This window comes from Kitasatospora sp. NPDC051853 (genome assembly GCF_044452665.1).
Taxonomy (GTDB): Bacteria; Actinomycetota; Actinomycetes; order Streptomycetales; family Streptomycetaceae; genus Kitasatospora.
Genome location: NZ_JBITBY010000010.1, coordinates 86,393 through 107,890, shown reverse-complemented (window position 1 = coordinate 107,890; position 21,498 = coordinate 86,393). Strand labels below are relative to the sequence as shown.

Sequence of the window (21,498 nt, the reverse complement as noted above, 5' to 3'; positions counted from 1 at the left end):
GCGGGCTTTCCTCGGGTGCTGGGGTCTCCGGTCCGCCGTCAGACCGTGGCGGGTGCCAGGCTGCGGGCGGCCACCGCGCGGACCCGCTGCTCGGCCTCCGGGCCGGCGCAGGCCAGGGCGCCGAGCTCGACCTGCCGGGCCACGATGCCGCGCTCGGCGCGCATCAGGCGCCAGCCGCGCCGGATCAGCAGCGGCACCGACTTGCGGCCCTCGCGGACGTCCCGGCGGAAGCGCCGCCAGGCGGTGGTGGTGGGGCGGTTGCGCAGGCAGATCGCCTCGCCGAGCAGGCCCTCCGCCGCGCAGAGGTTCACCAGCTCGGCCGCGAATATCCCCTCGGCGATGAAGGCCGGGGCGCCGTTCAGGTCGAACTCCCGGCTCCCGGCCCGCCCGTTGGCCGGGATCGAGTACACCGGGACCTCGGCCCGCCCGGTCTCCGCCAGCAGGCGGACCGTCGCCAGGGCCTGGTCCAGGTGCCAGGAGAGCGGCGAGTCCCAGTCCGTCCCGCCGCCGGCCTCGGCCGGCAGCCGGGGCAGCGTCGGGTCGTCGCCGTCCTTGTAGAAGTCGTCGAGCTGGAGCACCGGCAGACCGGTCCGCTCGGCCAGCGAGGACTTGCCCGATCCGGAGGGCCCGGACAGCAGGACGACCAGCGCACGCGCCGTCGGGGCGGGGTTCATGGGGGAGTCACTCACGAGACACCAGTCTGACGCACTCCCGGGCGATCCCGAAACCGACGGGACGTCAGTTCTTCGACGCCGCCGAGACGAGTGCCACACCCAGCGCCGGCAGGTACCGGCTGTGCACCTGCACGTACACCGGGCCACCGTCGGCGGGCTCGTACCGCTTGGCCGCCCAGTCCTCGTCGTGCCAGGCCTCCGGCTCCGGGTCCAGCAGCTCCCCGCCGACCGGGAACACCAGGTACGGGTACGCCCGCGACCCGAACGCCGCATCCGCCCGCCTGGGCGTGAACAGCAGACTCCCGTTGGTGTACTCGGCCGGCCACCCCGGGCGCTCGGAGCGCACCGCGCAGGGCAGCCTGGTCTGCTTCCCGGCCGCCAGTCGGCGCATCGCCCGCCGCGCGCGCAGCGCCCGCAACGGCCCGTCCCCCACCAGCAAGGCCAGCTCGCCGAGGATCTCCCACATCGTGCACTCCCCCAAGATCGTTTCTCTGCTCACGACCCTAAGGCGCAGCTCAGCCGGGGTGCACCGCCTCTCGGAGGGTCTCGCCCCTAGGGGGCGCGGGCCGCACGTACGCCCGTGGACGGAGAGGACCCGGCAGTGCGCCCGAGGCCCGCCGCAGGCGGGCGACCGGAGAGGGCGGGAGGCCGGAAAGGGCGACGGGCCCGCGCAAGGGGGGGAGATGCGCGGGCCCGTCCGTGGCGCGTCCGGGCCCTGGGGGGGGGTGAGGGCACTGGGGACGGCCAGTCTGTGTGGAGTTGTCCTTGACGGAGGGTCAGACGCCCATCGGGTGCCAGACCGTCTTGGTCTCCAGGAAGGAGAGTAGCCGCTCGGTTCCGGGCGCATTGGTCCAGGCCAAGTCGGTCTCGCCGACCGCCGGGCGGAGCACCCGCTTCAGGGTATCCGCGGCCAGCACCTCCAGCTCGGTCGCCGCGCCGGGCCCGTCCGAGGCGATCGCCCCGGCCAGGTCCAGCCCGTTGACGTCCTGGTGCGAGGCCAGCGTCGGCGCGATGTCCGCGGTCTTCCCGGAGATCACGTTGACCACGCCGCCCGGCAGGTCCGAGGTGGCGAGCACCTCGCCCAGCGAGAGCGCGGGCAGCGGGGCCTCGGCGGCGGCCGCGACCACGACCGTGTTGCCCGCCGCGATCGCCGGGGCGATCACCGAGACCAGGCCGAGGAAGGAGAAGCCCGCCCCGGACTGCGGGGCGACCACGCCGATGACGCCCGAGGGCTCCGGGGTGGAGATGTTGAAGAACGGCCCGGCGACCGGGTTGGTGTTCCCGGCGATCTGGGCGATCTTGTCGGTCCAGCCCGCGTACCAGACCCAGCGGTCGATCGCGGCGTCCACCAGGGCGGCGGCCTTCTTGGCGCCGATGCCCTCGGCGGCGGCCACCTCGGCGGCGAACTGCTCGCGCCGGCCCTGGAGCATCTCGGCGATCCGGTACAGGACCTGGCCGCGGTTGTACGCGGTGGTGCCGGCCCAGCCCTTCACGGCGCCGCGGGCGGCGACCACCGCGTCACGGGTGTCCTTGCGGGTGCCGAGCGGGGCGTTGGCGAGCCACTGGCCCTTGGAGTCGGTCACCTCGTACACCCGCCCGCTCTCGGAGCGCGGGAACTTCCCGCCGACGTACAGCTTGTAGGTCTTGAAGACGCTCAGGGTGGTCTCAGACATCGAGGTACGCCTCCAGGCCGTGGCGACCGCCCTCGCGGCCGTAGCCCGACTCCTTGTAGCCGCCGAACGGCGAGGTCGGGTCGAACTTGTTGAAGGTGTTGGCCCAGACCACGCCGGCCTTGAGCTGGTTCGCCATCCAGAGGATGCGCGAGCCCTTCTCGGTCCAGATGCCGGCCGACAGGCCGTACGGGGTGTTGTTGGCCTTCTCGACCGCCTCGGTGGGGGTGCGGAAGGTCAGCACCGAGAGCACCGGGCCGAACACCTCCTCGCGGGCGATCCGGTGCGCCTGCGTGACGCCGGTGAACAGCGTCGGGCGGAACCAGTAACCGGCGCCCGGGAGTTCGCACTCCGGGGCCCAGCGCTCGGCACCCTCCAGCTCGCCGATCTCGGAGAGCTCGGTGATCCGGGCCAGCTGGGCGGCCGAGTTGATGGCGCCGATGTCGGTGTTCTTGTCCAGCGGGTCGCCGACCCGCAGGGTGGACATCCGGCGCTTCAGGGCGTCCAGCAGCTCGTCCTGGATCGACTCCTGGACCAGCAGGCGGGAACCCGCGCAGCAGACGTGGCCCTGGTTGAAGAAGATGCCGTTGACGATGCCCTCGACCGCCTGGTCGATCGGCGCGTCGTCGAAGACGATGTTCGCGGCCTTGCCGCCGAGCTCCAGCGAGAGCTTCTTGCGGGTGCCCGCGACCTGCTTGGCGATGGCCCGGCCGACGGGGGTGGAGCCGGTGAAGGCCACCTTGTTGACGTCCGGGTGGGCGGTCAGCGCGGCGCCGGTGCGGCCGTCGCCGGTGACGATGTTGACGACGCCCTTGGGCAGACCGGCCTGGCGGCAGATCTCGGCGAACCGCAGCGCGGTCAGCGGGGTGGTCTGGGCCGGCTTGAGCACGACCGTGTTGCCGGTGGCGAGCGCCGGGGCGATCTTCCAGGCCAGCATCAGCAGCGGGAAGTTCCACGGGATGACCTGGCCGGCCACGCCGAGCGGCTTCGGGTTCGGCCCGTAGCCGGCGTAGTCGAGCTTGTCGGCCCAGCCCGCGTAGTAGAAGAAGTGCGCGGCGACCAGCGGCAGGTCGACGTCCCGGGTCTCCCGGATCGGCTTGCCGTTGTCGATCGACTCCAGCACGGCCAGCTCGCGCGAGCGCTCCTGGACGATCCGGGCGATCCGGAACAGGTACTTGGCCCGCTCGCTGCCCGGCAGCGCCGACCAGTCGGCGAAGGCCCGGCGGGCGGCGGCGACCGCGCGGTCCACGTCCTCGTCGGTGCCCTGGGCGAACTCGGCGAGCACCTGCTCGGTGGCCGGGTTGACGGTCTTCAGCGCCTCGCTGCCGGAGGAGTCGACGAAGGCGCCGTCGATGAAGTGCCCGTAGGAGGTGGCGATGTCACCGGCGGCGGCCGGGGACTCCGGCGCGGGGGCGTACGTGAACAGGCCGCCCTTGGGGGCCTCGGCCTGGACGTTGTTCTTGTTCTTGGCCATGGGGATCAGTCCACCGTCACGTAGTCGGGACCGGAGTACCGGCCGGTGGTCAGCTTCTGACGCTGCATCAGCAGGTCGTTGAGCAGGCTGGAGGCGCCGAAGCGGAACCAGTGCGGGGTCAGCCAGTCGTCGCCCAGCGTCTCGTTCACCATGACCAGGTACTTCATGGCGTCCTTGGTGGTCTTGATGCCACCGGCGGGCTTCACGCCGACCTGGATGCCGGTCTGCTGCTTGAAGTCGCGGACGGCCTCCAGCATCAGCAGGGTGACCGGGGGAGTGGCGTTGACCGTCACCTTGCCGGTGGAGGTCTTGATGAAGTCGGCACCGGCCAGCATGGCCAGCCAGGAGGCGCGGCGGACGTTGTCGTAGGTCTGCAGCTCGCCGGTCTCGAAGATCACCTTGAGGTGGGCGGCGGTGCCGTCGGGGCGCTTGCACGCCTCCTTGACCGCGACGATCTCCTGGAAGACGTCCATGTACCGGCCGGAGAGGAAGGCCCCCCGGTCGATCACCATGTCGATCTCGTCGGCGCCGGCGGCCACCGCGTCGGCGGTGTCGGCCAGCTTCACCGGCAGCGCGGCGCGGCCGGCCGGGAAGGCGGTGGCCACCGAGGCCACCTGGATGTCGGTGCCGGCCAGGGCGGCCTTCGCGGTGGCGACCATGTCCGGGTAGACGCAGATCGCGGCGACCCGGGGGGCGGTCGGGTCGCTCGGGTCGGGGTTCCGGCCCTTGGTGCACAGGGCGCGCACCTTGCCGACCGTGTCCGCGCCTTCCAGCGTGGTCAGGTCGATCATCGAGATCGCCAGGTCGATGGCGTACGCCTTCGCCGTGGTCTTGATCGAACGGGTGCCGAGGGTGGCGGCGCGGGCTTCCAGGCCGACGGCGTCGACGCCGGGCAGGCCGTGCAGGAAACGGCGGAGCGAGGCCTCGGACGCCGCAACGTCCTGAAGGCCGCCGCCCGCAGCGCCGGGGGCATTGGCTGCAACAGTGGACATGGTCACAAGAGCAGCATATCTACGCGCGTAGCAACGCGCCAGACCCGACCCCTTTCGATGCACGACCGATATCTCCCGCCGTCCGCCACCCCATCCGACCTGCACTCCCGTCCCACCCGCACCTTCCGCCCGTCGCGGCCCGCCCTGCCTCGCCGCAGCGCACGTCGCCCCTGCCGCCGTCGGCGCCGCGGCGACGTGGCGTCCTCTCCGCTCGTGCCGCAGGCGCACCTCTTCCCTCCGTCGGCACGGCGGTCGCGTGGTGTCCTCCCTGTTCCTGCCGCGGCCCGCGCCGCAGGCGCACCCCGTCCTCCGTCGGCGCCGCAGGTGCGCCGCGTAGGGTGGCCCGGTGACCTCGGGAGACGAAGCGGAGCGGCCGAAGCGGACCGGGCGGCGGCCCGGTGGGGCGGACACCCGGCGGACGGTGCTGGAGGCGGCCCGGGCGGAGTTCGCCGCGCGCGGGTACGAGAAGGCGAGCATGCGGGCGATCGCCCGGGCCGCCGGGGTGGACGCCGCGCTGCTGCACCACTACTTCGGCACCAAGGACCAACTCTTCCTCGCCGCCCTGGAGTTGCCCGTCGACCCGCGCGCCGTGGTGGAGCAGGCCCTGGCCGGTGACCCGGCCGGAGTCGGTGGCCGGGTGGCCGACTTCATGCTGAACCTCTGGGAGCAGCCGGGCGTGCTGGACCGCCTGCTGGCGCTGATCCGGGCCGCCGCCACCACCGAGCAGGTGGCGACCCTGATGCGCGGCTTCGTCGCGGCCGAGCTGATCGGCCGGATCGCCGCCTCGCTGGAGGTCGAACAGCCGGAACTGCGGGCCGAGTTGATGTTCTCCCAGATCGTCGGCCTGGCGATGGCCCGCTACGTCGTCAAGGTCGAGCCGCTCGCCTCCGCGACCCGGGACGAACTGCACCCCCTCCTCGCCCGCACCTTCCAGAACTACCTGGTGACGCCGTGAGCACCGAGCTCGACCTGTGGAAGCAGCGCCTCGGCCACGTCCCCGAGGAGGTCTGGCGCCGCACCGAGCTGCGCGTCCTGATCCTCGCCGACAACGAGCTCACGACCCTCCCACCCGCCGTCGCCGCCCTCCAGCGCCTGCGCACCCTCGACCTCGGCCACAACCGCCTCTCCGAAGTCCCGCCTGATATAGGCGAGTTGACCGACCTGTCGGACTTCCTCTACCTGCACGACAACCAGCTCACCACCCTCCCCGAGGCCCTCGGCCGTCTCACCGCCCTGCGCTACCTCAACATCGGCGAGAACCGCCTCACCCACCTCCCCGACGCCCTCGCCGACCTGGCCTCGCTCCTCGAACTCCGCGCCGAGCACAACCGCCTCACCGCCCTCCCCGCCGGCCTCGGCCGCCTCCGCGCGCTCCGCGAGCTCCACCTCCGCGGCAACGCCATCTCCGAACTCCCGCCCTCCATCGCCGAGTTGGCAGAGCTCCGGCACCTCGACCTGCGGGACAACCAGCTGACCGCCGTGCCGGAGGCGCTCGCCGCCCTGCCCCGCCTGCGCCACCTCGACCTGCGCTCCAACCGCCTGGCCGCCCTCCCCGACTGGCTCGCCGCCCTCCCCGCCCTGGAGAAGCTGGACCTGCGCTGGAACGCGGCCCGCCCCAGCCCGGCCCTCCTCGCCGAGCTCACCCGCCGCGGCTGCGCCGTCCTGTACTGAAAACCTCCGCGGTCCTTGACGGCCCCGCCCTGCGGCGCAAAACTCATCACATGATGAATTCAGCGGTCCGGGTCGCCGGACTGACCGTCGTCCGGGGCGGCCGCACCGTGCTGCACGGCCTCGACCTGGACGTCCCGGCCGGGAGCGTCACCGGCCTGCTCGGCCCGAGCGGCTGCGGCAAGACCACCCTGCTGCGCTCGATCGTCGGGGTGCAGAAGACCGCCGGCGGCCGGGTCGAGGTGCTCGGCCGGGAGGCCGGGAGCGCCGAACTGCGCCACCGCATCGGCTACGTCACCCAGGCCCCGGCCGTCTACGACGACCTCACCGTCACCGAGAACCTCCGCTACTTCGCCGCCGTGCTCGGCGCCCCGCCCACCGACCCGGCCCGGGTGATCGCCGAGGTCGGCCTCACCGAGCACCGCGACGCCCGCACCTCCCGGCTCTCCGGCGGCCAGCGGGCCCGGGTCTCGCTCGCCGCCGCCCTGCTCGGCAGCCCCGAACTCCTCGTCCTGGACGAGCCGACCGTCGGGCTGGACCCGGTGCTCCGGCAGGAGCTCTGGCAGCTGTTCCGCCAACTCGCCGACAACGGCGCCACCCTGCTGGTCTCCAGCCACGTGATGGACGAGGCCGTCCGCTGCGACCGGCTGCTGCTGATGCGCGAGGGCCGCCTGCTCGCCGCGGACACCCCCGAAGGACTTCTGCGCCGCACCGGCGCCACCGACGTCGACGCCGCCTTCCTGACCCTGGTGGGGAGCACCTCGTGACTGTCACACCCGTGAGTGGCACCCGTACCATCGCCACCGCCCGCCGCGTGCTGGCCCAACTCCGGCACGACCCGCGGACGGTGGCGATGCTGCTGGTCGTCCCCTGCCTGCTGCTCACCCTGCTGCGCTGCATGTTCGACGACCAGCCGCAGCTCTTCGACCGGGTCGGCGCCGCCCTGCTCGGGGTCTTCCCGCTGCTGGTGATGTTCCTGGTCACCTCGGTCGCGATGCTGCGCGAGCGGACCACCGGCACCCTGGAGCGCCTGCTCACCATGCCGCTCGGCAAGCTCGACCTGCTCCTCGGCTACGCCCTCGCCTTCGGCCTGGTCGCCCTGGTCCAGGCCGCCCTCGCCGCCACCCTCACCCTCGGTCTGCTCGGCCTCGACGTCCAGGGCCCCACCTGGCTGCTCTTCGCGGTCGCCCTCGGCGACGGCCTGCTCGGCATGGCGCTCGGCCTGCTGGTCTCGGCCTTCGCCCGCACCGAGTTCCAGGCCGTCCAGTTCCTCCCGGCGGTGATCCTCCCCCAACTCCTGCTCTGCGGGCTCTTCGTGCCCCGCGACGCAATGGCGGCCCCGCTCCGCTGGGCCTCCGAGGTGCTCCCGCTCTCCTACGCCGTCGACGCCATGAACCGCCTCACCACCACCCCCGGCACCAGCGCCGCCCTTCTCACCGACCTCGCCGTCATCGCCGCCTGCACCCTCCTCGCCCTCACCCTCGGCGCCGCCACCCTCCGCCGCCGAACCGACTGACCGGGTCACTACGGTGGCCGGGTGACTGACGACCCGTCGAAGACCCGCCTCCTGGTCCTGCACGACTACGGCATGGGCAGCGCCTGGTGGTGGGTGCACGCCCGGTCCGAACGTGAGGTGCTGGAGACCTTCGCCGACGTCGAGGTGGTGCACGACGAGGAGACCCGGGCCAGGGCCGAGGGCTGGGGCCTGGACGAGGCCGATGTGGACGGCCCCGTCGATCCACCCGGTCTCGACGGTTGCCGGGCCGACCGCGAGGCCCACCGGGACCTGCCCGGCTTCGGCACCCTGGTCGGCCCGGACCCGCTGTACCTGCGACGGCGCTGGGCCGAGGACGGCGAGACCACCACCTACCTGCTGGAGGTCGACTCTGCCGGCCGACGCCTGCGCCAGGTCGAGGTGGAGGAGGACGGCCAGGCCTTCCGGAGCACCCCGGACGACTGGCCGTTCAACCCGCCGTGGCTGGACCGGTACTCGCCCGAGTGGCTGCCGTTCGTGATCACCGCGCCGGAGTTCGAGCAGGAGTGGGCCGACGCCCGGTACGACCCGGAACGCTGAGGGCGCCGGTGGCGCGGTCACCGGCCGGGGCGGATGGGGCAGAATCGGCCCCATGACCGAATCCGACGGCAAGCCCGACCCGGGCAGAGCCGCCTCCGAGCCCCAGTACGCGGACCGCGTCTACCGCTCCGTCCCCGGTGTGATCTCCGGGGTCATGCTGCTGGCCGTGGCCGGGTGGCTGATCATCGACGCGGTGCTCAGCGGCACCGGCCGCACCCCGTGGATCGCGCTGGCCTGTGCCCCGGTCTTCGGCCTGCCGGTGGTCGCGTACACCCTGCGGCCCGCGGTGCTGGCCAACGACCGGCGGCTGCTGGTGCGCAATCCCTTCCGCACCGTGAGTGCGCCCTGGGCGGCCGTCGAGGGCCTGCGCGCCGGGTACTCGGTCGAGCTGTTCGCGGGCGGGAAGAAGTACCAGGTCTGGGCCGTCCCGGTCTCGCTCCGGGCCCGCAAGAAGGCCGGACGGGCGGCCGCCCGGGCCGCCGCCGGGGGTGACCCGCGCGCCTCCCTGACCTCCTCCCTGACCAACCCGCTGCGCAGCGGCAAGGCCGGCGAGGGCGACCCGACCAAGGCCTGGTCCGACCAGGTGGTGACCACCCTCCAGGAGATCGCCGAGCGCAACGCCGCGAAGCCGGAGGCGGCGGGCGAGGTGACGGTCCGTTGGTGCTGGTGGATCATCGCCCCGGCGGTGGCCGGACTGATCACCCTCATCACCCTCATCGCGGCCACCTGATGACCGCCACGGGGGGAGAACGGGAGGCGGACCCGGTCCGCCGCAGCTACGACACGGTCGCGCGGGAGTACGCCGAGCGGATCGGCGACGAGCTGGCCGGCAAGCCGCTGGACCGGGCCCTGCTGACCGCCCTGCTGGAGCAGCGGACGGGCCCGCAGGCCCCGGTCGCCGACCTGGGCTGCGGGCCCGGCCACGTCACCGGCTGGCTGGCCGGGCACGGCGCCCGGGCGGTCGGCATCGACCTCTCCCCGGCGATGGTCGAGCTGGCCCGCCGGGACCACCCGGCCGCCGAGTTCCGCGAGGGCGACCTGCGGCGCCTGCCTGCCGCCGACGGCGAGTTCGGCGGCGCGGTCGCCCTCTACTCGCTGATCCACCTGCCCCCGGCCGAGCACCGCGCCGTCCTCACCGAGGTCGCCCGCACCCTCCGCCCGGGCGCCCCGCTGCTGCTCGCCTTCCACCGGGGCAGCGAGTCCCGCCACCTCACCGACTGGTGGGGCCACCAGGTGGACGTGACCTTCCACTTCCTCGACCCCGACACGGTGACCGCCGACCTCACCGCCGCCGGCTTCACCCTCCGCGCCCGCCTCGACCGCGCCCCGCACCCGCACGAGGCCGAGACCGACCGCAGCTACCTGCTGGCGGTCCGCTCGTGAGCACCGCGGTCCACCCGGAGTCCGGCCTGTCGAAGAGCGTCTGGAGCGACGCGGACTTCGAGGAGATGGGCTGGCACGACGCCACCGTCCACGGGCTGTCGGTGCAGCAGGGCGAGCACGTCCCCCGTCTGCTGCTCGACCTGGACTACATCGTCCGCTGGGTGCACCCGGTCCGGCCGGCCAAGAGCTTCTCCTTCTGGGTCGCCCCGGCGACGCTGGTGTTCGAGGAGGTCTGGGAGGTCCAGGGCGGTCTCGACTTCACCGACCTCCACCTGGAACTGGAGCTCGACGAGGTGCATCGGCTGCCGCCGCCGGACGGCCGTGAGCAGTGGCCGCTGTGGCACCTGCAGGGCCACAGCTTCGACCTGAGGTTCCGGGCGGCGGGCTTCCGGCAGTACGTCCGCCGGGCGCCGCAGCTCAGTCCGGGGCCCGCCTTCTCGGCCGCCGAGCGCGGTGGCTGCAGCTTCACCGAGCTCGGCTTCGCCTGAGCCGCGCGGACGCACTGACGATGCGGCCCCGCCCCGGTGGTTCCGGGACGGGGCCTCGCCGTGTGCGGGGGGCCGGACGGTCCGTCAGATGCCGGCCGCCGCGGCCAGGTCGCGCTTGACGGCGTCGAGCAGGGCGGTGGCCCGCAGGCGGGTGTCGCCGAGGTCGGCGGCGGTGGCGACCGGGAGGACGACCTCCAGGTAGCACTTGAGCTTGGGCTCGGTGCCGGAGGGGCGGACCACGATGCGGGCGGCGGTGACGCCCTCGCCGGCCAGGTAGTAGCGCAGGCCGTCGGTCGGCGGCAGCTCGGCCGTGCCGGCCGTCAGGTCGTCGGCGCGGGTGACCTTCAGGCCGGCCAGCACCGTCGGGGGCTGCTCGCGCAGCCGCTGCATGGCGGAGGAGATGACCGTCAGGTCCTCGACCCGGACCGAGAGCTGGTCGGTGGCGTGCAGGCCGTGCTCCAGCGCCAGGTCGTCCAGCAGGTCGGTCAGCGTGCGGCCGGACTCCTTGAGCACGGCGGCCAGTTCGGCCACCAGCAGGGCGGCGGTGATGCCGTCCTTGTCGCGGACGCCCTCGGGGTCGACGGAGTAGCCGAGCGCCTCCTCGTAGCCGTAGCGCAGGCCCTCGGCCCGGGAGATCCACTTGAAGCCGGTGAGCGTCTCGGCGTAGCCGAGGCCCGCCGCCGCCGCGATCCGGCCGAGCAGGGTGGAGGAGACGATGGTGGTGGCGAAGGTGCCGCCCACCCGCTTGGCGACCAGTGCGGAGCCGAGCAGCGCGCCGACCTCGTCGCCGCGCAGCATCCGCCAGCCGCCGTCGTCGCTGACGGCCACGGCGCAGCGGTCGGCGTCCGGGTCGTTGGCGATCACGATGTCGGGGCCGACCGAGGCGGCGGTGCGGAAGGCGAGGTCCATCGCCCCCGGCTCCTCCGGGTTGGGGAAGGAGACGGTCGGGAAGTCCGGGTCGGGCTCGGCCTGCTCGGTGACCACGGTCGGGGCGGGGAAGCCGGCCCGCTTGAAGGCGGCCACCAGCACGTCCCGGCCGACGCCGTGCATCGGCGTGTAGACCACGTCCAGGTTGCGCGGCCCGGCCGGGTCGACCACGGTGACGGCCCGGTCCAGGTAGGCCTCCAGGACCTCCTCGCCGAGCACCTCCCAGCCGTCCTCGGCCAGCGGCACCTCGGCCAGCGAGCCGATCGCGTCGATCTCGGCGGCGATGCCGGCGTCGGCCGGCGGCACGATCTGCGAGCCGTCGCCCAGGTAGACCTTGTAGCCGTTGTCCTGCGGCGGGTTGTGACTGGCCGTCACGGTGACGCCGGCCGCGGCGCCCAGGTGGCGGATGGCGAAGGCCAGTACGGGGGTGGGGAGCGCGCGGGGCAGCAGGGCGGCGCGCAGCCCGGCGCCGACCACCACGGCGGCGGTGTCGCGGGCGAAGTCGTACGACTTGTGGCGGGCGTCGTAGCCGATCACCACCAGGTCGCCGAGCCCCTCCTTCTTCACGTACGCGGCCAGCCCGGCGGCGGCCCGGATCACCACGGCCCGGTTCATCCGCATCGGGCCCGCGCCCAGCTCGCCGCGGAGTCCGGCGGTGCCGAACTGCAGCCGGTCGGCGAACCGCTCGGCCAGCCGGGACCAGGCGATCCGCTCCGCGCCCTCCGGCTCGCCCTCGGCGGCGGCCAGCAGCGCGGTCAGCTCCTCGCGGGTCTCCTGGTCCGGGTCCTCGGCGAGCCAGGCCCGGGCACGCGCGAGCAGATCGGTGGTCTGGGACATTGCTGCCAGCTCCCTCTGAGGGTCGTACGAGCCGTACCGCCGGGTGGCCACGACGGGCGGCACCCGGCCGGGCTCCGGATTGACGAAGCCGTCGCCCCGGCGTCCCCGCCGGAGCAACGGCCCCTGCCTACTGATTCTGCGTCAGATCCGCGTCAGATCCGCTCAAGGACCTTCGCGAGCAGCGCGCCCATCCGCTCGGCGCTGGCCTTGCCGGCCTCCAGCACCTCTTCGTGGTTGAGCGGCTCGCCGGTGATGCCGGCGGCCAGGTTGGTGACCAGGGAGATCCCGAGGACCTCGGCGCCGGCCTCGCGGGCGGCGATGGCCTCCAGGGTGGTGGACATGCCGACCAGCTCGCCGCCGATCGCCCGGACCATGCCGATCTCGGCCGGGGTCTCGTAGTGCGGGCCGCGGAACTGCACGTAGACGGCCTCGTCCAGGGAGGAGTCCACCTCGCGGCAGAGCTCGCGCAGGCGCTTGGAGTACAGGTCCGTCAGGTCGACGAAGTTGGCGCCGACGATCGGGGAGTCCGCGGTGAGGTTGATGTGGTCGCTGATCAGCACCGGCTGGCCGGGGACCCAGCCCTCGCGCAGGCCGCCGCAGCCGTTGGTGAGCACGATGGTCTCGCAGCCCGCCGCGGCGGCGGTGCGCACGCCGTGCACCACGGTGGCCACGCCGTGGCCCTCGTAGTAGTGGTTGCGGCCCAGGAAGATCAGGGCCCGCTTGTCGCCGATCTTCACCGAGCGGATCTTGCCGGAGTGGCCCGCCACCGCCGGGGCCGGGAAGCCGGGCAGCTCGGTGACCGGGAACTCAGCCACGGTCTCCCCGAGGGCGTCGGCGGCCGGCACCCAGCCGGAGCCCATGACGAGGGCGACGTCGTGGCGCTCGGCGCCGGTCAGCTCGCGCAGCTTGGCGGCGGCCTCCTGGGCGGCGGCGTACGGGTCGGCGGAGAGCTTGGACTGAGGAGATGCGTTCACGTCACCGAGGATAGACGGCAATCGCCTACGCGCGTAGACATATCGCCCCTGAACTGCCGGATCGTTACCCGGATGGGCGGTAGGTCCAAACGGCCGGGCACCCCGGAGGGCCCGGTTCGGAGGAGTCTCCGAAGTGCCCTGACGCCCCGTCAGCAGGGCCGGCGGCGCAGGTCCAGCACGTAGTCGTCGGGCGCGCCCGCGCTCTCCGCCGCGTCGGCGATCAGCCCGAGGTAGCGGGCGGCGGGCAGCCCGCCCTCCCAGTCGTTGAGCACGTACGTCCAGACCGGGATGTCCCCGTCCAGGGTGTGCGCCCGCAGCCGGATCTTGCGGTAGATGCCCAGCTGGACGCCCTCCCAGCGGTCCAGGCCGTCCTCGTCCATCGGCGCCACGTCGTAGAGGGAGACGAAGACCTGCTCCTTCTCGTCCTCCACCACCGTCGCCAGCGAGCCCTCCCAGCCCAGCTGCTCGCCGCCGAAGGTCAGCCGCCAGCCGGTCAGCCAGCCCGTCCCGCGCAGCGGGGAGTGCGGGGCCCGGCGGGTCATCTGCCGGGCGTCGAGGTTGGTGGCGTACGCGGCGTAGAGGGGCATGGTCGTCAGCCTACGGGAGACCACCGGCCGGGAGGGAGCACCCGGGGATCTTCCTGACGGACCGTCGGGGACGGCTCGAACGCGTCGTCGGGACGGCCCCCGGTGCCCGCACGGCGCAGTGCGGCGCCCCCGGCGTGTCCTCGTAACCGGCGTACGGGACAATGGTGCGCGTGACTCGGATCGTGATCATCGGTGGCGGACCCGGCGGATACGAGGCGGCCCTGGTGGCCGCCCAACTCGGCGCGGAGGTGACCGTCGTCGACCGCGACGGTCTGGGCGGGTCGGCGGTGCTGACGGACTGCGTGCCGTCCAAGACCCTGATCGCCACGGCGGAGGTGATGACCACCTTCGACAGCTCGTACGAGGAGCTGGGCATCATCGTCGCCGACGACACCCCGCACGTGGACACCCCGGCCCGGGTGGTCGGCGTGGACCTCGGCAAGGTCAACCGGCGTGTGAAGCGGCTGGCCATCGCGCAGTCCCACGACATCACCCAGTCGGTCACCCGGGCGGGCGTGACCGTGCTCCGCGGCAAGGGCCGGCTCGGCGCCGGCGGCCAGGCGGTGGACGGCTCCCGCGAGGTGATCGTGGAGGCCCCCGACGGCACCACCGAGTCGCTGCGGGCCGACGCCGTGCTGATCGCCACCGGCGTGCACCCGCGCGAGCTGCCCGACGCCCAGCCGGACGGCGAGCGGATCCTGACCTGGACCCAGGTCTACGACCTGGAGGAGCTGCCCCGCGAGCTGATCGTGGTCGGCTCCGGCGTCACCGGCGCCGAGTTCGCCGGCGCCTACCAGGCGATCGGCTCGAAGGTCACCCTGGTCTCCTCGCGCGACCGGGTGCTGCCGGGCGAGGACCCGGACGCCGCCGAGGTGCTGGAGGAGGTCTTCCGCCGCCGCGGCATGAACGTCATGTCCCGCTCCCGCGCCGAGGGCGCCAAGCGCATCGGCGACCGGGTCGAGGTCACCCTGTCGGACGGCACCGTGATCTCCGGGACGCACTGCCTGATGGCGGTCGGCTCGATCCCCAACACCGCGGACCTCGGCCTGGAGGAGGCCGGCGTCCAGCTGAACGACTGGGGCCAGATCAAGGTCGACCGGGTCTCCCGCACCACCGCCCCCGGCGTCTACGCGGCCGGCGACTGCACCGGCGTCTTCATGCTCGCCTCGGTGGCGGCCATGCAGGGCCGGATCGCCATGTACCACGCGCTGGGCGACGCGGTGCAGCCGCTGGACCTCAAGACGGTCGCCTCCAACGTCTTCACCGACCCGGAGATCGCCACCGTCGGGTACACCGCGGCCGACGTCTCCTGCGGCAAGATGGACGCCGTCGAGGTCAAGCTGCCGCTGCGCGGCAACCCGCGGGCCAAGATGCAGGGCATCCGGGACGGTTTCGTGAAGCTCTTCGCCCGCCCCGGCACCGGCATCGTGGTCGGCGGTGTGGTGGTCGCGCCGCGCGCCAGCGAACTCATCCATTCGATTTCGCTCGCCGTGGACAACAACTTGACGGTCGAACAGGTGGCCCGTGCGTTCACGGTCTACCCGTCACTCTCCGGCTCCACCGCCGAGGCCGCCCGCCAGCTGCACATCCGCAAGCGGGAGGGCTCGGACTCCTGAGCTGGGCAAAGGAGTTGAGGCGGTCGCCGACGGCGGCCGCCTCTGTCGTCCCACTCCGACGGCGGAGCGTGACGAACCGTCAGCACTGGCGCGCATTGTACGGTCGCACGCCGCTCCGACGTGAGCATTTCCCGATACCAGCTGCAAACGCCTGAAAGCAGACGGTCATTCAGTTACCGTCGGTTCTGTGTTTGCTGCAGAACGTCGCCAGTTGATTCTCGAAATGGTGCGAGCCAACGGAGCCGTGTCGCTCCGCGAGTTGGCACGCGTCGTCCAGACCTCCGAGGTCACCGTCCGCCGGGACGTCCGCGCGCTGGAGGCCGAGGGGCTCCTCGACCGCCGGCACGGCGGTGCGGTGCTCCCCGGCGGCTTCAGCCGTGAGCCGGGCTACCCGCAGAAGACCCACCTGTCCGCCGCCGAGAAGAGCGCCATCGCCGACCTGGCCGCCGGCCTGGTCGAGGAGGGCGACGCGGTGGTGGTCGGCGCCGGGACCACCACCCAGGAGCTGGCCCGCCGGCTGGCCCGGGTGCCCGGGCTGACGGTGGTCACCAACTCGCTGCTGGTCGCCCAGGCCCTGGCGCACGCCAACCGGGTCGAGGTGGTGATGACCGGCGGCACCCTGCGCGGCTCCAACTACGCCCTGGTGGGCAGCGGGGCGGAGCAGTCCCTGCAGGGGCTGAGGGTCTCCAAGGCCTTCATCTCCGGCAGCGGTCTGACCGCCGAGCGCGGGCTCTCCACCACCAACATGCTCTCCGCGAGCGTGGACCGGGCACTGGTGCAGTCGGCCACCGAGGTCATCGTCCTCGCCGACCACACCAAGCTCGGCGCGGACACCATGTTCCAGACCGTGCCCACCGAGGCGATCACCCGGCTGGTGACGGACGAGCAGGCCGCCGCCACCGACCAGACCGCCCGCGAGCTGGACGCGCTGGCCGACTGCGGCGTGCAGATCTCCATCGCCCCGGTCGGCCCGCCGGTGGAGGCCCCGGTGCACCCGCACCCGGCCCCCTCCGGCTCGGCCCCCCGGCGTCCGGCCCCGCTCCCCGGCCAGCGCCGCCCGAACCACCAGCTCCCGGGCCGGATGCCCGAGCTGACGGTCACCCGGGCCCGCTGACGCCCCTGCGGGGCAGGCCCCTTGGCCCCGCTCCGCCCACCCCTCCGGCAGACACGGCCGGGGCCCCGCCGCAGCAGTGCGACGGGGCCCCTCTCCGGACGTGACGCCGGATCAGTCCTTGATCTCGCAGAGCGCGGCACCGCTGCTCACGCTGGCGCCCACCTCGGCCTTGAGGCCGGTGATGGTGCCCGCCTTGTGGGCGTTGAGCGGCTGCTCCATCTTCATCGCCTCCAGGACCACGATCAGCTCGCCCTCGGCGACGACCTGGCCCTCCTCGACGGCGACCTTGACGATGGTGCCCTGCATCGGCGAGGCCAGCGTGTCACCGCTGACCGCCGAACCGGCCTTCTTGCTGCCGACCCGGCGCTTGGCCTTGCCGGTCGCCGTGGCGCCCGCCGCCGGGGCGGCGGCCACGCCGAGCGAGGAGGGCAGCGAGACCTCGATCCGCTTGCCGCCGACCTCGACCACCACGGTCTCCCGCTGGTCGGCCTCCTCGCCGTCCACGCCACCGCCGGTGAAGGCCGGGATGGTGTTGTCGAACTCGGTCTCGATCCAGCGGGTGTAGACCGTGAACGGGCCCTCGCCGCCGTGCACCTCCGGCGCGAACGCCGGGTCGGTGACGACCACCTGGTGGAACGGGATGGCGGTGGCCATGCCCTCCACCTTGAACTCCGACAGCGCGCGGGCGGCGCGCTGCAGCGCCTGCTTGCGGGAGGCGCCGGTGACGATCAGCTTGGCCAGCAGGGAGTCCCAGGCCGGGCCGATGACCGAGCCGGACTCCACGCCCGCGTCCAGACGGACACCGGGGCCGGACGGCGGGGCGAACAGCGTCACCGTGCCGGGGGCCGGCAGGAAGTTGCGGCCCGGGTCCTCGCCGTTGATGCGGAACTCGATGGAGTGGCCGCGGACCTCGGGGTCGTCGTAGCCCAGCTCCTCGCCGTCGGCGATCCGGAACATCTCGCGGACCAGGTCGATCCCGGTGACCTCCTCGGAGACCGGGTGCTCCACCTGCAGACGGGTGTTGACCTCCAGGAAGGAGATCAGCCCGTCCTGGGAGACCAGGAACTCGCAGGTGCCGGCGCCGACGTAGCCCGCCTCGCGCAGGATCGCCTTGGAGGCCCGGTACAGCTCCGCGTTCTGCTCGTCGGTGAGGAACGGCGCGGGCGCCTCCTCGACCAGCTTCTGGTGGCGGCGCTGCAGCGAGCAGTCGCGGGTGGAGACCACGACCACGTTGCCGTGCTGGTCGGCCAGGCACTGGGTCTCGACGTGCCGCGGGTTGTCCAGGTACTGCTCGACGAAGCACTCGCCGCGGCCGAAGGCGGCGACCGCCTCGCGGACCGCCGACTCGTACAGCTCGGGGATCTCCTCCAGCGTGCGGGCCACCTTGAGGCCGCGGCCACCGCCGCCGAAGGCCGCCTTGATGGCGACCGGCAGGCCGTGCTCGCTCGCGAAGGCGACCACCTCGTCGGCGCCCGAGACCGGGTCGGCGGTGCCGGCCACCAGCGGGGCGCCGGCGCGCTGCGCGACGTGACGGGCCGTCACCTTGTCGCCCAGGTCGCGGATGGCCTGCGGCGGCGGGCCGATCCAGATCAGCCCGGCGTCGATCACGGCCTGGGCGAACTCGGCGTTCTCCGACAGGAAGCCGTAGCCGGGGTGGACCGCGTCCGCGCCCGAGTCGGCCGCCGCCTTGAGCACCTTGGCGATGTCCAGGTAGCTGGTGGCCGGGGTGTCGCCGCCGAGGGCGTACGCCTCGTCGGCCGCGCGGACGTGCAGGGCGTCCCGGTCCGGCTCGGCGTAGACGGCGACGCTGGCGATACCGGCGTCCGAGCAGGCCCGGGCGACTCGGACGGCGATTTCGCCGCGGTTGGCGATGAGCACCTTGCGCACGTGTGGCTCCCTTCTTGAACCTCGTTGAGCTTAGGGTTTGCGGGGTCTTACCGGCGAGTAGCCCCAGGTGGTGAGCTTGCCCACACGGAGCGTGACGCGGATTCGTGACCGCCCGGACACGGAGCGGGAAGCTCCGCTGGTCGCGACGTTACGCGGACCTGCCTGAGGCTGCCTCGAAGGCGGACGGTGGGCGCGTTGCGCCCCGTGGCCTTCGCCACACCGGAGGCGGGTGACTCATGCGGCCGCCACGAGTGCCAGGTCGGTGACGTCGGCGGCGAGTTCCACCACGTCGGGCCCGTAGGCGCCCGGGTTGACCACCCGGAGCACCACGGCGAAGGTGCCGTGGGCGCCGTGGGTGCGGGCCAGCTCGCGGTGGTGGCCGGTCAGGTGGCGCACCGCCGCGTGGTTGGAGGTCGCGGTCTGACCGGCTATCAGGAAGACCGGGCGGCGCTCCGGGGCGGCCTGTATCCGGGCCAGCAGCACGTAGGCGCTCGGCCGGTCGCCGGTGTCGGTGAAGCGGAACTCCTGCTCGCCCACCGTGATGGTGGAGCCGTGGGCCGTCCCGGCCGGAGGCGGGGTGAAGGCCACCCCCGGCAGCCAGTTGCGCAGGTGGGCGGCGGTGCGCTCGTTGCTCTCCGGGCCGCCGAGGCAGAACTCGGCCTTGTCGCCCAGTCCTTGGCGCACCTGGTCGTGCCCGGTGACGTCGGCCCGGGCGCCGCACTCCTTGATCAGCGCGGCCAGCTCCATCAGCGCGTACACGTCGTTGCGCGAGACGCTCTTCGAACTCGTGCCCGCCGTGTGGCGGTTGACCACCAGCAGGCAGTCCGAGCCGGGCGGCATGCCGAAGAACTCGCGGACCCGGCCGGTCCGGCGCCGCCGCCGCAGGGTGTGCGCGATCCAGCCGAGACCGGCGCTGATGGCACTGGCCAGCAGGCCGAGCGCCACGTTGAGCAGGCTGTCGAGCACCGCACGCTCCCTTCCCGGCCCGATGACCGCGCCAGCCTAGCGGCCGGGTGCGGGCGGCGGCTTGGCCCCCAGCGACAGATGTGCGGGCCGGGATCTGTCCGGATCAGCAGGGAAAAACGGAGGTCCCTGGTCCGGTTTCGGGTGCCGAACTGTAATGGTCTGGACCATTGACGGCTTTTCGGCCCGCTCCCTAGCGTGTCCGCCGACGGACGCCGCACGGCGCCCGTGGTCACCTCGACGGGGGAAGTCGAAGAGATGAAACCGCGCACCGCCCTGCCCGCGTCCGTCTGCGCCGCCCTGCTGCTCGCCGGCTGCGGCTCCACCGGCGGGACCGCCGCCGCCCCGAAGCCCACCGCCCCCACCTACGGCTGCCTGACCCAGGAGCGGGCCGACAAGGGCTCCTTCGCCCTCGACAGCGCCGCCCCGCGGGACGCCTACTACCAGGACTCCGACGCGGGCCACGCCAGGACGGCGGTGGTCCTCTCGCACGAGAACGCCTCCTCGCTCTGCGAGTGGATCCCCTTCCTGGAGGACTTCACCAAGGCCGGCTACGCCGGGCTCGCCTTCACCTCGGCCGGGGACGTCGCCCAGGACATCGAGGCCGCCGCGGCTCACCTCAAGGGCAAGGGCGTGCAGCGCCTGGTGCTGATCGGCGCCTCCAAGGGCGGCACCGCCTCACTGGCCGCCGCGGCCGCCCCCGGCGCGCTCCCGGTGGCCGCCGTGGCGACCCTCAGCTCGCCGACCTACCACGGCGGTTGGGACGGCAAGGCGGCGATCGGCAAGCTCACCGTGCCGCTCTTCATCGCCGTCCAGGAGAACGACCAGCCGTTCGCCGAGAACGCCGCCGAACTGGCCGCCGCGGCCACCGCCGCCCCGGTCAAGGACCTGAAGGTCTACCAGGGCGCCGGCCACGGCACCCGGCTGCTGGAGCAGGGCACCGCCAAGGCCGACCTGCTCGCCTTCCTGGCGAAGAACGCCCCGGCGGGCTGACGGCCGTTCAGGAGGCCCAGAGGTCGGTGATCCGGATGCCGAGGTCGGCCAGCAGCTGCCGCAGCAGCGGGAGCGAGAGGCCGATCACGTTGCCCGGGTCCCCGTCGATCCCGTCGATGAACGGCGCCGAGCGGCCGTCCAGGGTGAACGCCCCCGCCACGTACAGCGGTTCGCCCGTCGCGATGTACGCGGCCAGCTCGGCGTCGTCCGGGTTCCCGAAACGGACGGTGGTCGAGGCGGTGGCGGACGCCTCCTTGCCGGTGGCGGTGTCGATCACGCAGTGGCCGGTGCGGAGCACGCCCTCGCGGCCGCGCATCGCCTGCCAGCGGGCCAGCGCGTCCGCCGCGTCGTCCGGCTTCCCGAGCGCCTGCCCGTCCAGCTCCAGCACCGAGTCGCAGCCGATCACCAGCTGACCGTCCGTGAGCTCCCCGGCCACCTTCCGCGCCTTGGCCTCCGCCAGCACCAACGCCAGCTCCCCGGGCGACCCCGCGCTCAGCGCGTCCTCGTCCACCCCGCTGACCACGACCTCCGGCGCCAACCCCGCCTGCCGCAACAACCCCAACCGCGCCGGCGACTGCGACGCCAACACCACCACACGCTGACTCATGGGCCAAAGCGTAAATGGTGATGCCAGGGGCGCGGGGAACTGCGCGAGTACGGAAGGCGGACCGGTGTGAGATCGGGGCAGGCGAGCCAGTTGCAGGTGCTGCCGTTCCCCCGCGCGCAGTTCCTCGCGCCCCTGGACCCCCACGGGGTCCTCAGAGCGTCAGGAGCAGCGCCATCACGAAGACGAGGGCCGCCAGCACCGGGCCGGCGCGGCGGAGCATCCGTTGTGCCCGCCGCGCCTCGTCCGAATCCTCGTCCCGCGGGTCCGACCAGAGCACCTCACCAGCCTGCGCCCCGAACTGCCCGGAATGCCTGAGTACGGATACTCAACTCACCCGGCCCACCCGGAGGTTCGCCAGGCCTGCGGCCCCGGCGCGGGCGCGTGCCGCATCCGCCGGGCCCGGTCGTTCCACGCGGAGGCCGGGCCGACGCCCGCCCGACGGGCCGCCTCCTCGGCGGCCGCGGCGGCGGCGGCCCGGGCTGAGACCACCGCCAGGACGGTGGCCAGCTCCTCGGGGGTCGGCTGCCCGTGCAGCACCTGAATGGGACTCATGTACAGATCCTCCTCCCG

The 21,498-nt window shown here is 73.2% G+C and carries 24 protein-coding genes; 11 read left to right on the top strand and 13 right to left on the bottom strand.

What is annotated here, in order from left to right:
• Positions 1-38 precede the first annotated feature (38 nt).
• The 5 genes from ACIA8O_RS27560 to deoC all read right to left on the bottom strand — a co-directional run bounded on the left by ACIA8O_RS27560 (position 39) and on the right by deoC (position 4,810).
• Positions 39-674 (bottom strand): ATP-binding protein, encoded by a 636-nt coding sequence (locus ACIA8O_RS27560; protein WP_396296913.1) that lies wholly within the window; start codon positions 672-674, stop codon positions 39-41.
• A 64-nt stretch (positions 675-738) separates the two neighbouring features.
• Positions 739-1,140, bottom strand: a complete 402-nt coding sequence (locus ACIA8O_RS27555) for a hypothetical protein (protein ID WP_396296678.1) — start codon at positions 1,138-1,140, stop codon at positions 739-741.
• A 310-nt stretch (positions 1,141-1,450) separates the two neighbouring features.
• Entirely contained in the window at positions 1,451-2,347 is an 897-nt protein-coding gene (locus ACIA8O_RS27550; RefSeq protein WP_396296677.1) for an aldehyde dehydrogenase family protein, read from the bottom strand.
• A complete protein-coding gene (locus tag ACIA8O_RS27545; RefSeq protein WP_396296676.1) occupies positions 2,340-3,818 on the bottom strand; it encodes an aldehyde dehydrogenase family protein in 1,479 nt (492 codons plus the stop codon). The genes ACIA8O_RS27550 and ACIA8O_RS27545 overlap by 8 nt, the downstream gene beginning before the upstream one ends.
• Positions 3,819-3,823: 5 nt before the next feature.
• Positions 3,824-4,810: a deoxyribose-phosphate aldolase gene (gene deoC / locus ACIA8O_RS27540; RefSeq protein WP_396296675.1), complete on the bottom strand. Its 987-nt coding sequence runs from the start codon at positions 4,808-4,810 to the stop codon at positions 3,824-3,826.
• Between the two features lie 346 nt (positions 4,811-5,156).
• On the opposite strand from deoC, the gene ACIA8O_RS27535 reads away from it, so the two are divergent.
• The 8 genes from ACIA8O_RS27535 to ACIA8O_RS27500 are packed head-to-tail and all read left to right on the top strand — an operon-like array spanning position 5,157 to position 10,423.
• Positions 5,157-5,765 carry a TetR family transcriptional regulator gene (locus tag ACIA8O_RS27535; protein WP_396296674.1) on the top strand — a complete coding sequence of 203 codons (609 nt, stop codon included), beginning with the start codon at positions 5,157-5,159 and terminating at the stop codon, positions 5,763-5,765.
• Complete coding sequence (locus tag ACIA8O_RS27530; RefSeq protein WP_396296673.1) at positions 5,762-6,481, top strand: leucine-rich repeat domain-containing protein; 720 nt, start codon at positions 5,762-5,764, stop codon at positions 6,479-6,481. The genes ACIA8O_RS27535 and ACIA8O_RS27530 overlap by 4 nt, the downstream gene beginning before the upstream one ends.
• Positions 6,482-6,531: 50 nt before the next feature.
• Entirely contained in the window at positions 6,532-7,245 is a 714-nt protein-coding gene (locus ACIA8O_RS27525) for an ABC transporter ATP-binding protein (protein WP_396296672.1), read from the top strand.
• Between the two features lie 11 nt (positions 7,246-7,256).
• On the top strand, positions 7,257-7,994 hold the full coding sequence (locus ACIA8O_RS27520; protein WP_396296671.1) for an ABC transporter permease: 738 nt from the start codon (positions 7,257-7,259) through the stop codon (positions 7,992-7,994).
• A gap of 21 nt (positions 7,995-8,015) precedes the next feature.
• On the top strand, positions 8,016-8,552 hold the full coding sequence (locus ACIA8O_RS27515) for a hypothetical protein (RefSeq protein ID WP_396296670.1): 537 nt from the start codon (positions 8,016-8,018) through the stop codon (positions 8,550-8,552).
• Between the two features lie 52 nt (positions 8,553-8,604).
• Positions 8,605-9,282: a PH domain-containing protein gene (locus ACIA8O_RS27510; protein ID WP_396296669.1), complete on the top strand. Its 678-nt coding sequence runs from the start codon at positions 8,605-8,607 to the stop codon at positions 9,280-9,282.
• A complete protein-coding gene (locus tag ACIA8O_RS27505) occupies positions 9,282-9,935 on the top strand; it encodes a class I SAM-dependent methyltransferase (RefSeq protein WP_396296668.1) in 654 nt (217 codons plus the stop codon). The genes ACIA8O_RS27510 and ACIA8O_RS27505 overlap by 1 nt, the downstream gene beginning before the upstream one ends.
• Positions 9,932-10,423, top strand: coding sequence for a hypothetical protein (locus ACIA8O_RS27500; RefSeq protein ID WP_396296667.1), 492 nt, complete (start codon positions 9,932-9,934; stop codon positions 10,421-10,423). The genes ACIA8O_RS27505 and ACIA8O_RS27500 overlap by 4 nt, the downstream gene beginning before the upstream one ends.
• 84 nt (positions 10,424-10,507) lie before the next feature.
• On the opposite strand, the gene ACIA8O_RS27495 is transcribed toward ACIA8O_RS27500, so the two are convergent.
• The 3 genes from ACIA8O_RS27495 to ACIA8O_RS27485 all read right to left on the bottom strand — a co-directional run bounded on the left by ACIA8O_RS27495 (position 10,508) and on the right by ACIA8O_RS27485 (position 13,748).
• Entirely contained in the window at positions 10,508-12,187 is a 1,680-nt protein-coding gene (locus ACIA8O_RS27495) for a phospho-sugar mutase (protein WP_396296666.1), read from the bottom strand.
• A gap of 152 nt (positions 12,188-12,339) precedes the next feature.
• Positions 12,340-13,161 carry a purine-nucleoside phosphorylase gene (locus tag ACIA8O_RS27490; RefSeq protein WP_396296665.1) on the bottom strand — a complete coding sequence of 274 codons (822 nt, stop codon included), beginning with the start codon at positions 13,159-13,161 and terminating at the stop codon, positions 12,340-12,342.
• A 149-nt stretch (positions 13,162-13,310) separates the two neighbouring features.
• Positions 13,311-13,748: a gamma-glutamylcyclotransferase gene (locus ACIA8O_RS27485; RefSeq protein WP_396296664.1), complete on the bottom strand. Its 438-nt coding sequence runs from the start codon at positions 13,746-13,748 to the stop codon at positions 13,311-13,313.
• A 161-nt stretch (positions 13,749-13,909) separates the two neighbouring features.
• Between ACIA8O_RS27485 and ACIA8O_RS27480 the strand changes: the two genes are divergently transcribed.
• Together ACIA8O_RS27480 and ACIA8O_RS27475 are read left to right on the top strand one after the other, a co-directional pair.
• Positions 13,910-15,364, top strand: a complete 1,455-nt coding sequence (locus tag ACIA8O_RS27480) for an NAD(P)H-quinone dehydrogenase (protein ID WP_396296663.1) — start codon at positions 13,910-13,912, stop codon at positions 15,362-15,364.
• 223 nt (positions 15,365-15,587) lie between these two features.
• Positions 15,588-16,478: a DeoR/GlpR family DNA-binding transcription regulator gene (locus ACIA8O_RS27475; RefSeq protein ID WP_396296662.1), complete on the top strand. Its 891-nt coding sequence runs from the start codon at positions 15,588-15,590 to the stop codon at positions 16,476-16,478.
• Positions 16,479-16,589: 111 nt separating this feature from the next.
• Here ACIA8O_RS27475 and ACIA8O_RS27470 read toward each other — a convergent pair whose 3' ends face one another.
• Both ACIA8O_RS27470 and ACIA8O_RS27465 read right to left on the bottom strand, forming a co-directional pair.
• On the bottom strand, positions 16,590-18,365 hold the full coding sequence (locus ACIA8O_RS27470; protein ID WP_396296661.1) for an acetyl/propionyl/methylcrotonyl-CoA carboxylase subunit alpha: 1,776 nt from the start codon (positions 18,363-18,365) through the stop codon (positions 16,590-16,592).
• Between the two features lie 234 nt (positions 18,366-18,599).
• The gene (locus tag ACIA8O_RS27465) at positions 18,600-19,331 is read right to left on the bottom strand and encodes a hypothetical protein (RefSeq protein WP_396296660.1); all 732 of its coding nucleotides are present in this window, start codon (positions 19,329-19,331) and stop codon (positions 18,600-18,602) included.
• Positions 19,332-19,586: 255 nt separating this feature from the next.
• Between ACIA8O_RS27465 and ACIA8O_RS27460 the strand changes: the two genes are divergently transcribed.
• Positions 19,587-20,321 (top strand): alpha/beta hydrolase-fold protein, encoded by a 735-nt coding sequence (locus tag ACIA8O_RS27460; protein ID WP_396296659.1) that lies wholly within the window; start codon positions 19,587-19,589, stop codon positions 20,319-20,321.
• 7 nt (positions 20,322-20,328) lie between these two features.
• Here the strand turns inward: ACIA8O_RS27460 and ACIA8O_RS27455 are convergent, their stop codons facing one another.
• From ACIA8O_RS27455 to ACIA8O_RS27445, 3 genes are all read right to left on the bottom strand, one after another.
• Entirely contained in the window at positions 20,329-20,928 is a 600-nt protein-coding gene (locus tag ACIA8O_RS27455) for a Maf family protein (RefSeq protein WP_396296658.1), read from the bottom strand.
• A 151-nt stretch (positions 20,929-21,079) separates the two neighbouring features.
• Positions 21,080-21,205 carry a morphogenic membrane protein MmpB gene (gene mmpB, locus ACIA8O_RS27450; protein ID WP_396296657.1) on the bottom strand — a complete coding sequence of 42 codons (126 nt, stop codon included), beginning with the start codon at positions 21,203-21,205 and terminating at the stop codon, positions 21,080-21,082.
• A gap of 53 nt (positions 21,206-21,258) precedes the next feature.
• Complete coding sequence (locus ACIA8O_RS27445; RefSeq protein WP_396296656.1) at positions 21,259-21,480, bottom strand: acyl-CoA carboxylase subunit epsilon; 222 nt, start codon at positions 21,478-21,480, stop codon at positions 21,259-21,261.
• Positions 21,481-21,498 lie beyond the last annotated feature (18 nt).

Bases quoted from the DNA above. Each gene is read 5' to 3' on its own strand.
- ACIA8O_RS27485 (WP_396296664.1), bottom strand. From the start codon at position 13,748: ATGCCCCTCTACGCCGCGTACGCCACCAACCTCGACGCCCGGCAGATG.
- ACIA8O_RS27550 (WP_396296677.1), bottom strand. From the start codon at position 2,347: ATGTCTGAGACCACCCTGAGCGTCTTCAAGACCTACAAGCTGTACGTC.
- ACIA8O_RS27555 (WP_396296678.1), bottom strand. From the start codon at position 1,140: ATGTGGGAGATCCTCGGCGAGCTGGCCTTGCTGGTGGGGGACGGGCCG.
- ACIA8O_RS27545 (WP_396296676.1), bottom strand. From the start codon at position 3,818: ATGGCCAAGAACAAGAACAACGTCCAGGCCGAGGCCCCCAAGGGCGGC.
- ACIA8O_RS27505 (WP_396296668.1), top strand. From the start codon at position 9,282: ATGACCGCCACGGGGGGAGAACGGGAGGCGGACCCGGTCCGCCGCAGC.
- ACIA8O_RS27445 (WP_396296656.1), bottom strand. From the start codon at position 21,480: ATGAGTCCCATTCAGGTGCTGCACGGGCAGCCGACCCCCGAGGAGCTG.
- ACIA8O_RS27455 (WP_396296658.1), bottom strand. From the start codon at position 20,928: ATGAGTCAGCGTGTGGTGGTGTTGGCGTCGCAGTCGCCGGCGCGGTTG.
- ACIA8O_RS27460 (WP_396296659.1), top strand. From the start codon at position 19,587: ATGAAACCGCGCACCGCCCTGCCCGCGTCCGTCTGCGCCGCCCTGCTG.
- ACIA8O_RS27525 (WP_396296672.1), top strand. From the start codon at position 6,532: ATGATGAATTCAGCGGTCCGGGTCGCCGGACTGACCGTCGTCCGGGGC.
- ACIA8O_RS27560 (WP_396296913.1), bottom strand. From the start codon at position 674: ATGAACCCCGCCCCGACGGCGCGTGCGCTGGTCGTCCTGCTGTCCGGG.
- ACIA8O_RS27495 (WP_396296666.1), bottom strand. From the start codon at position 12,187: ATGTCCCAGACCACCGATCTGCTCGCGCGTGCCCGGGCCTGGCTCGCC.
- ACIA8O_RS27480 (WP_396296663.1), top strand. From the start codon at position 13,910: ATGGTGCGCGTGACTCGGATCGTGATCATCGGTGGCGGACCCGGCGGA.
- ACIA8O_RS27475 (WP_396296662.1), top strand. From the start codon at position 15,588: ATGGTGCGAGCCAACGGAGCCGTGTCGCTCCGCGAGTTGGCACGCGTC.
- deoC (WP_396296675.1), bottom strand. From the start codon at position 4,810: ATGTCCACTGTTGCAGCCAATGCCCCCGGCGCTGCGGGCGGCGGCCTT.
- ACIA8O_RS27510 (WP_396296669.1), top strand. From the start codon at position 8,605: ATGACCGAATCCGACGGCAAGCCCGACCCGGGCAGAGCCGCCTCCGAG.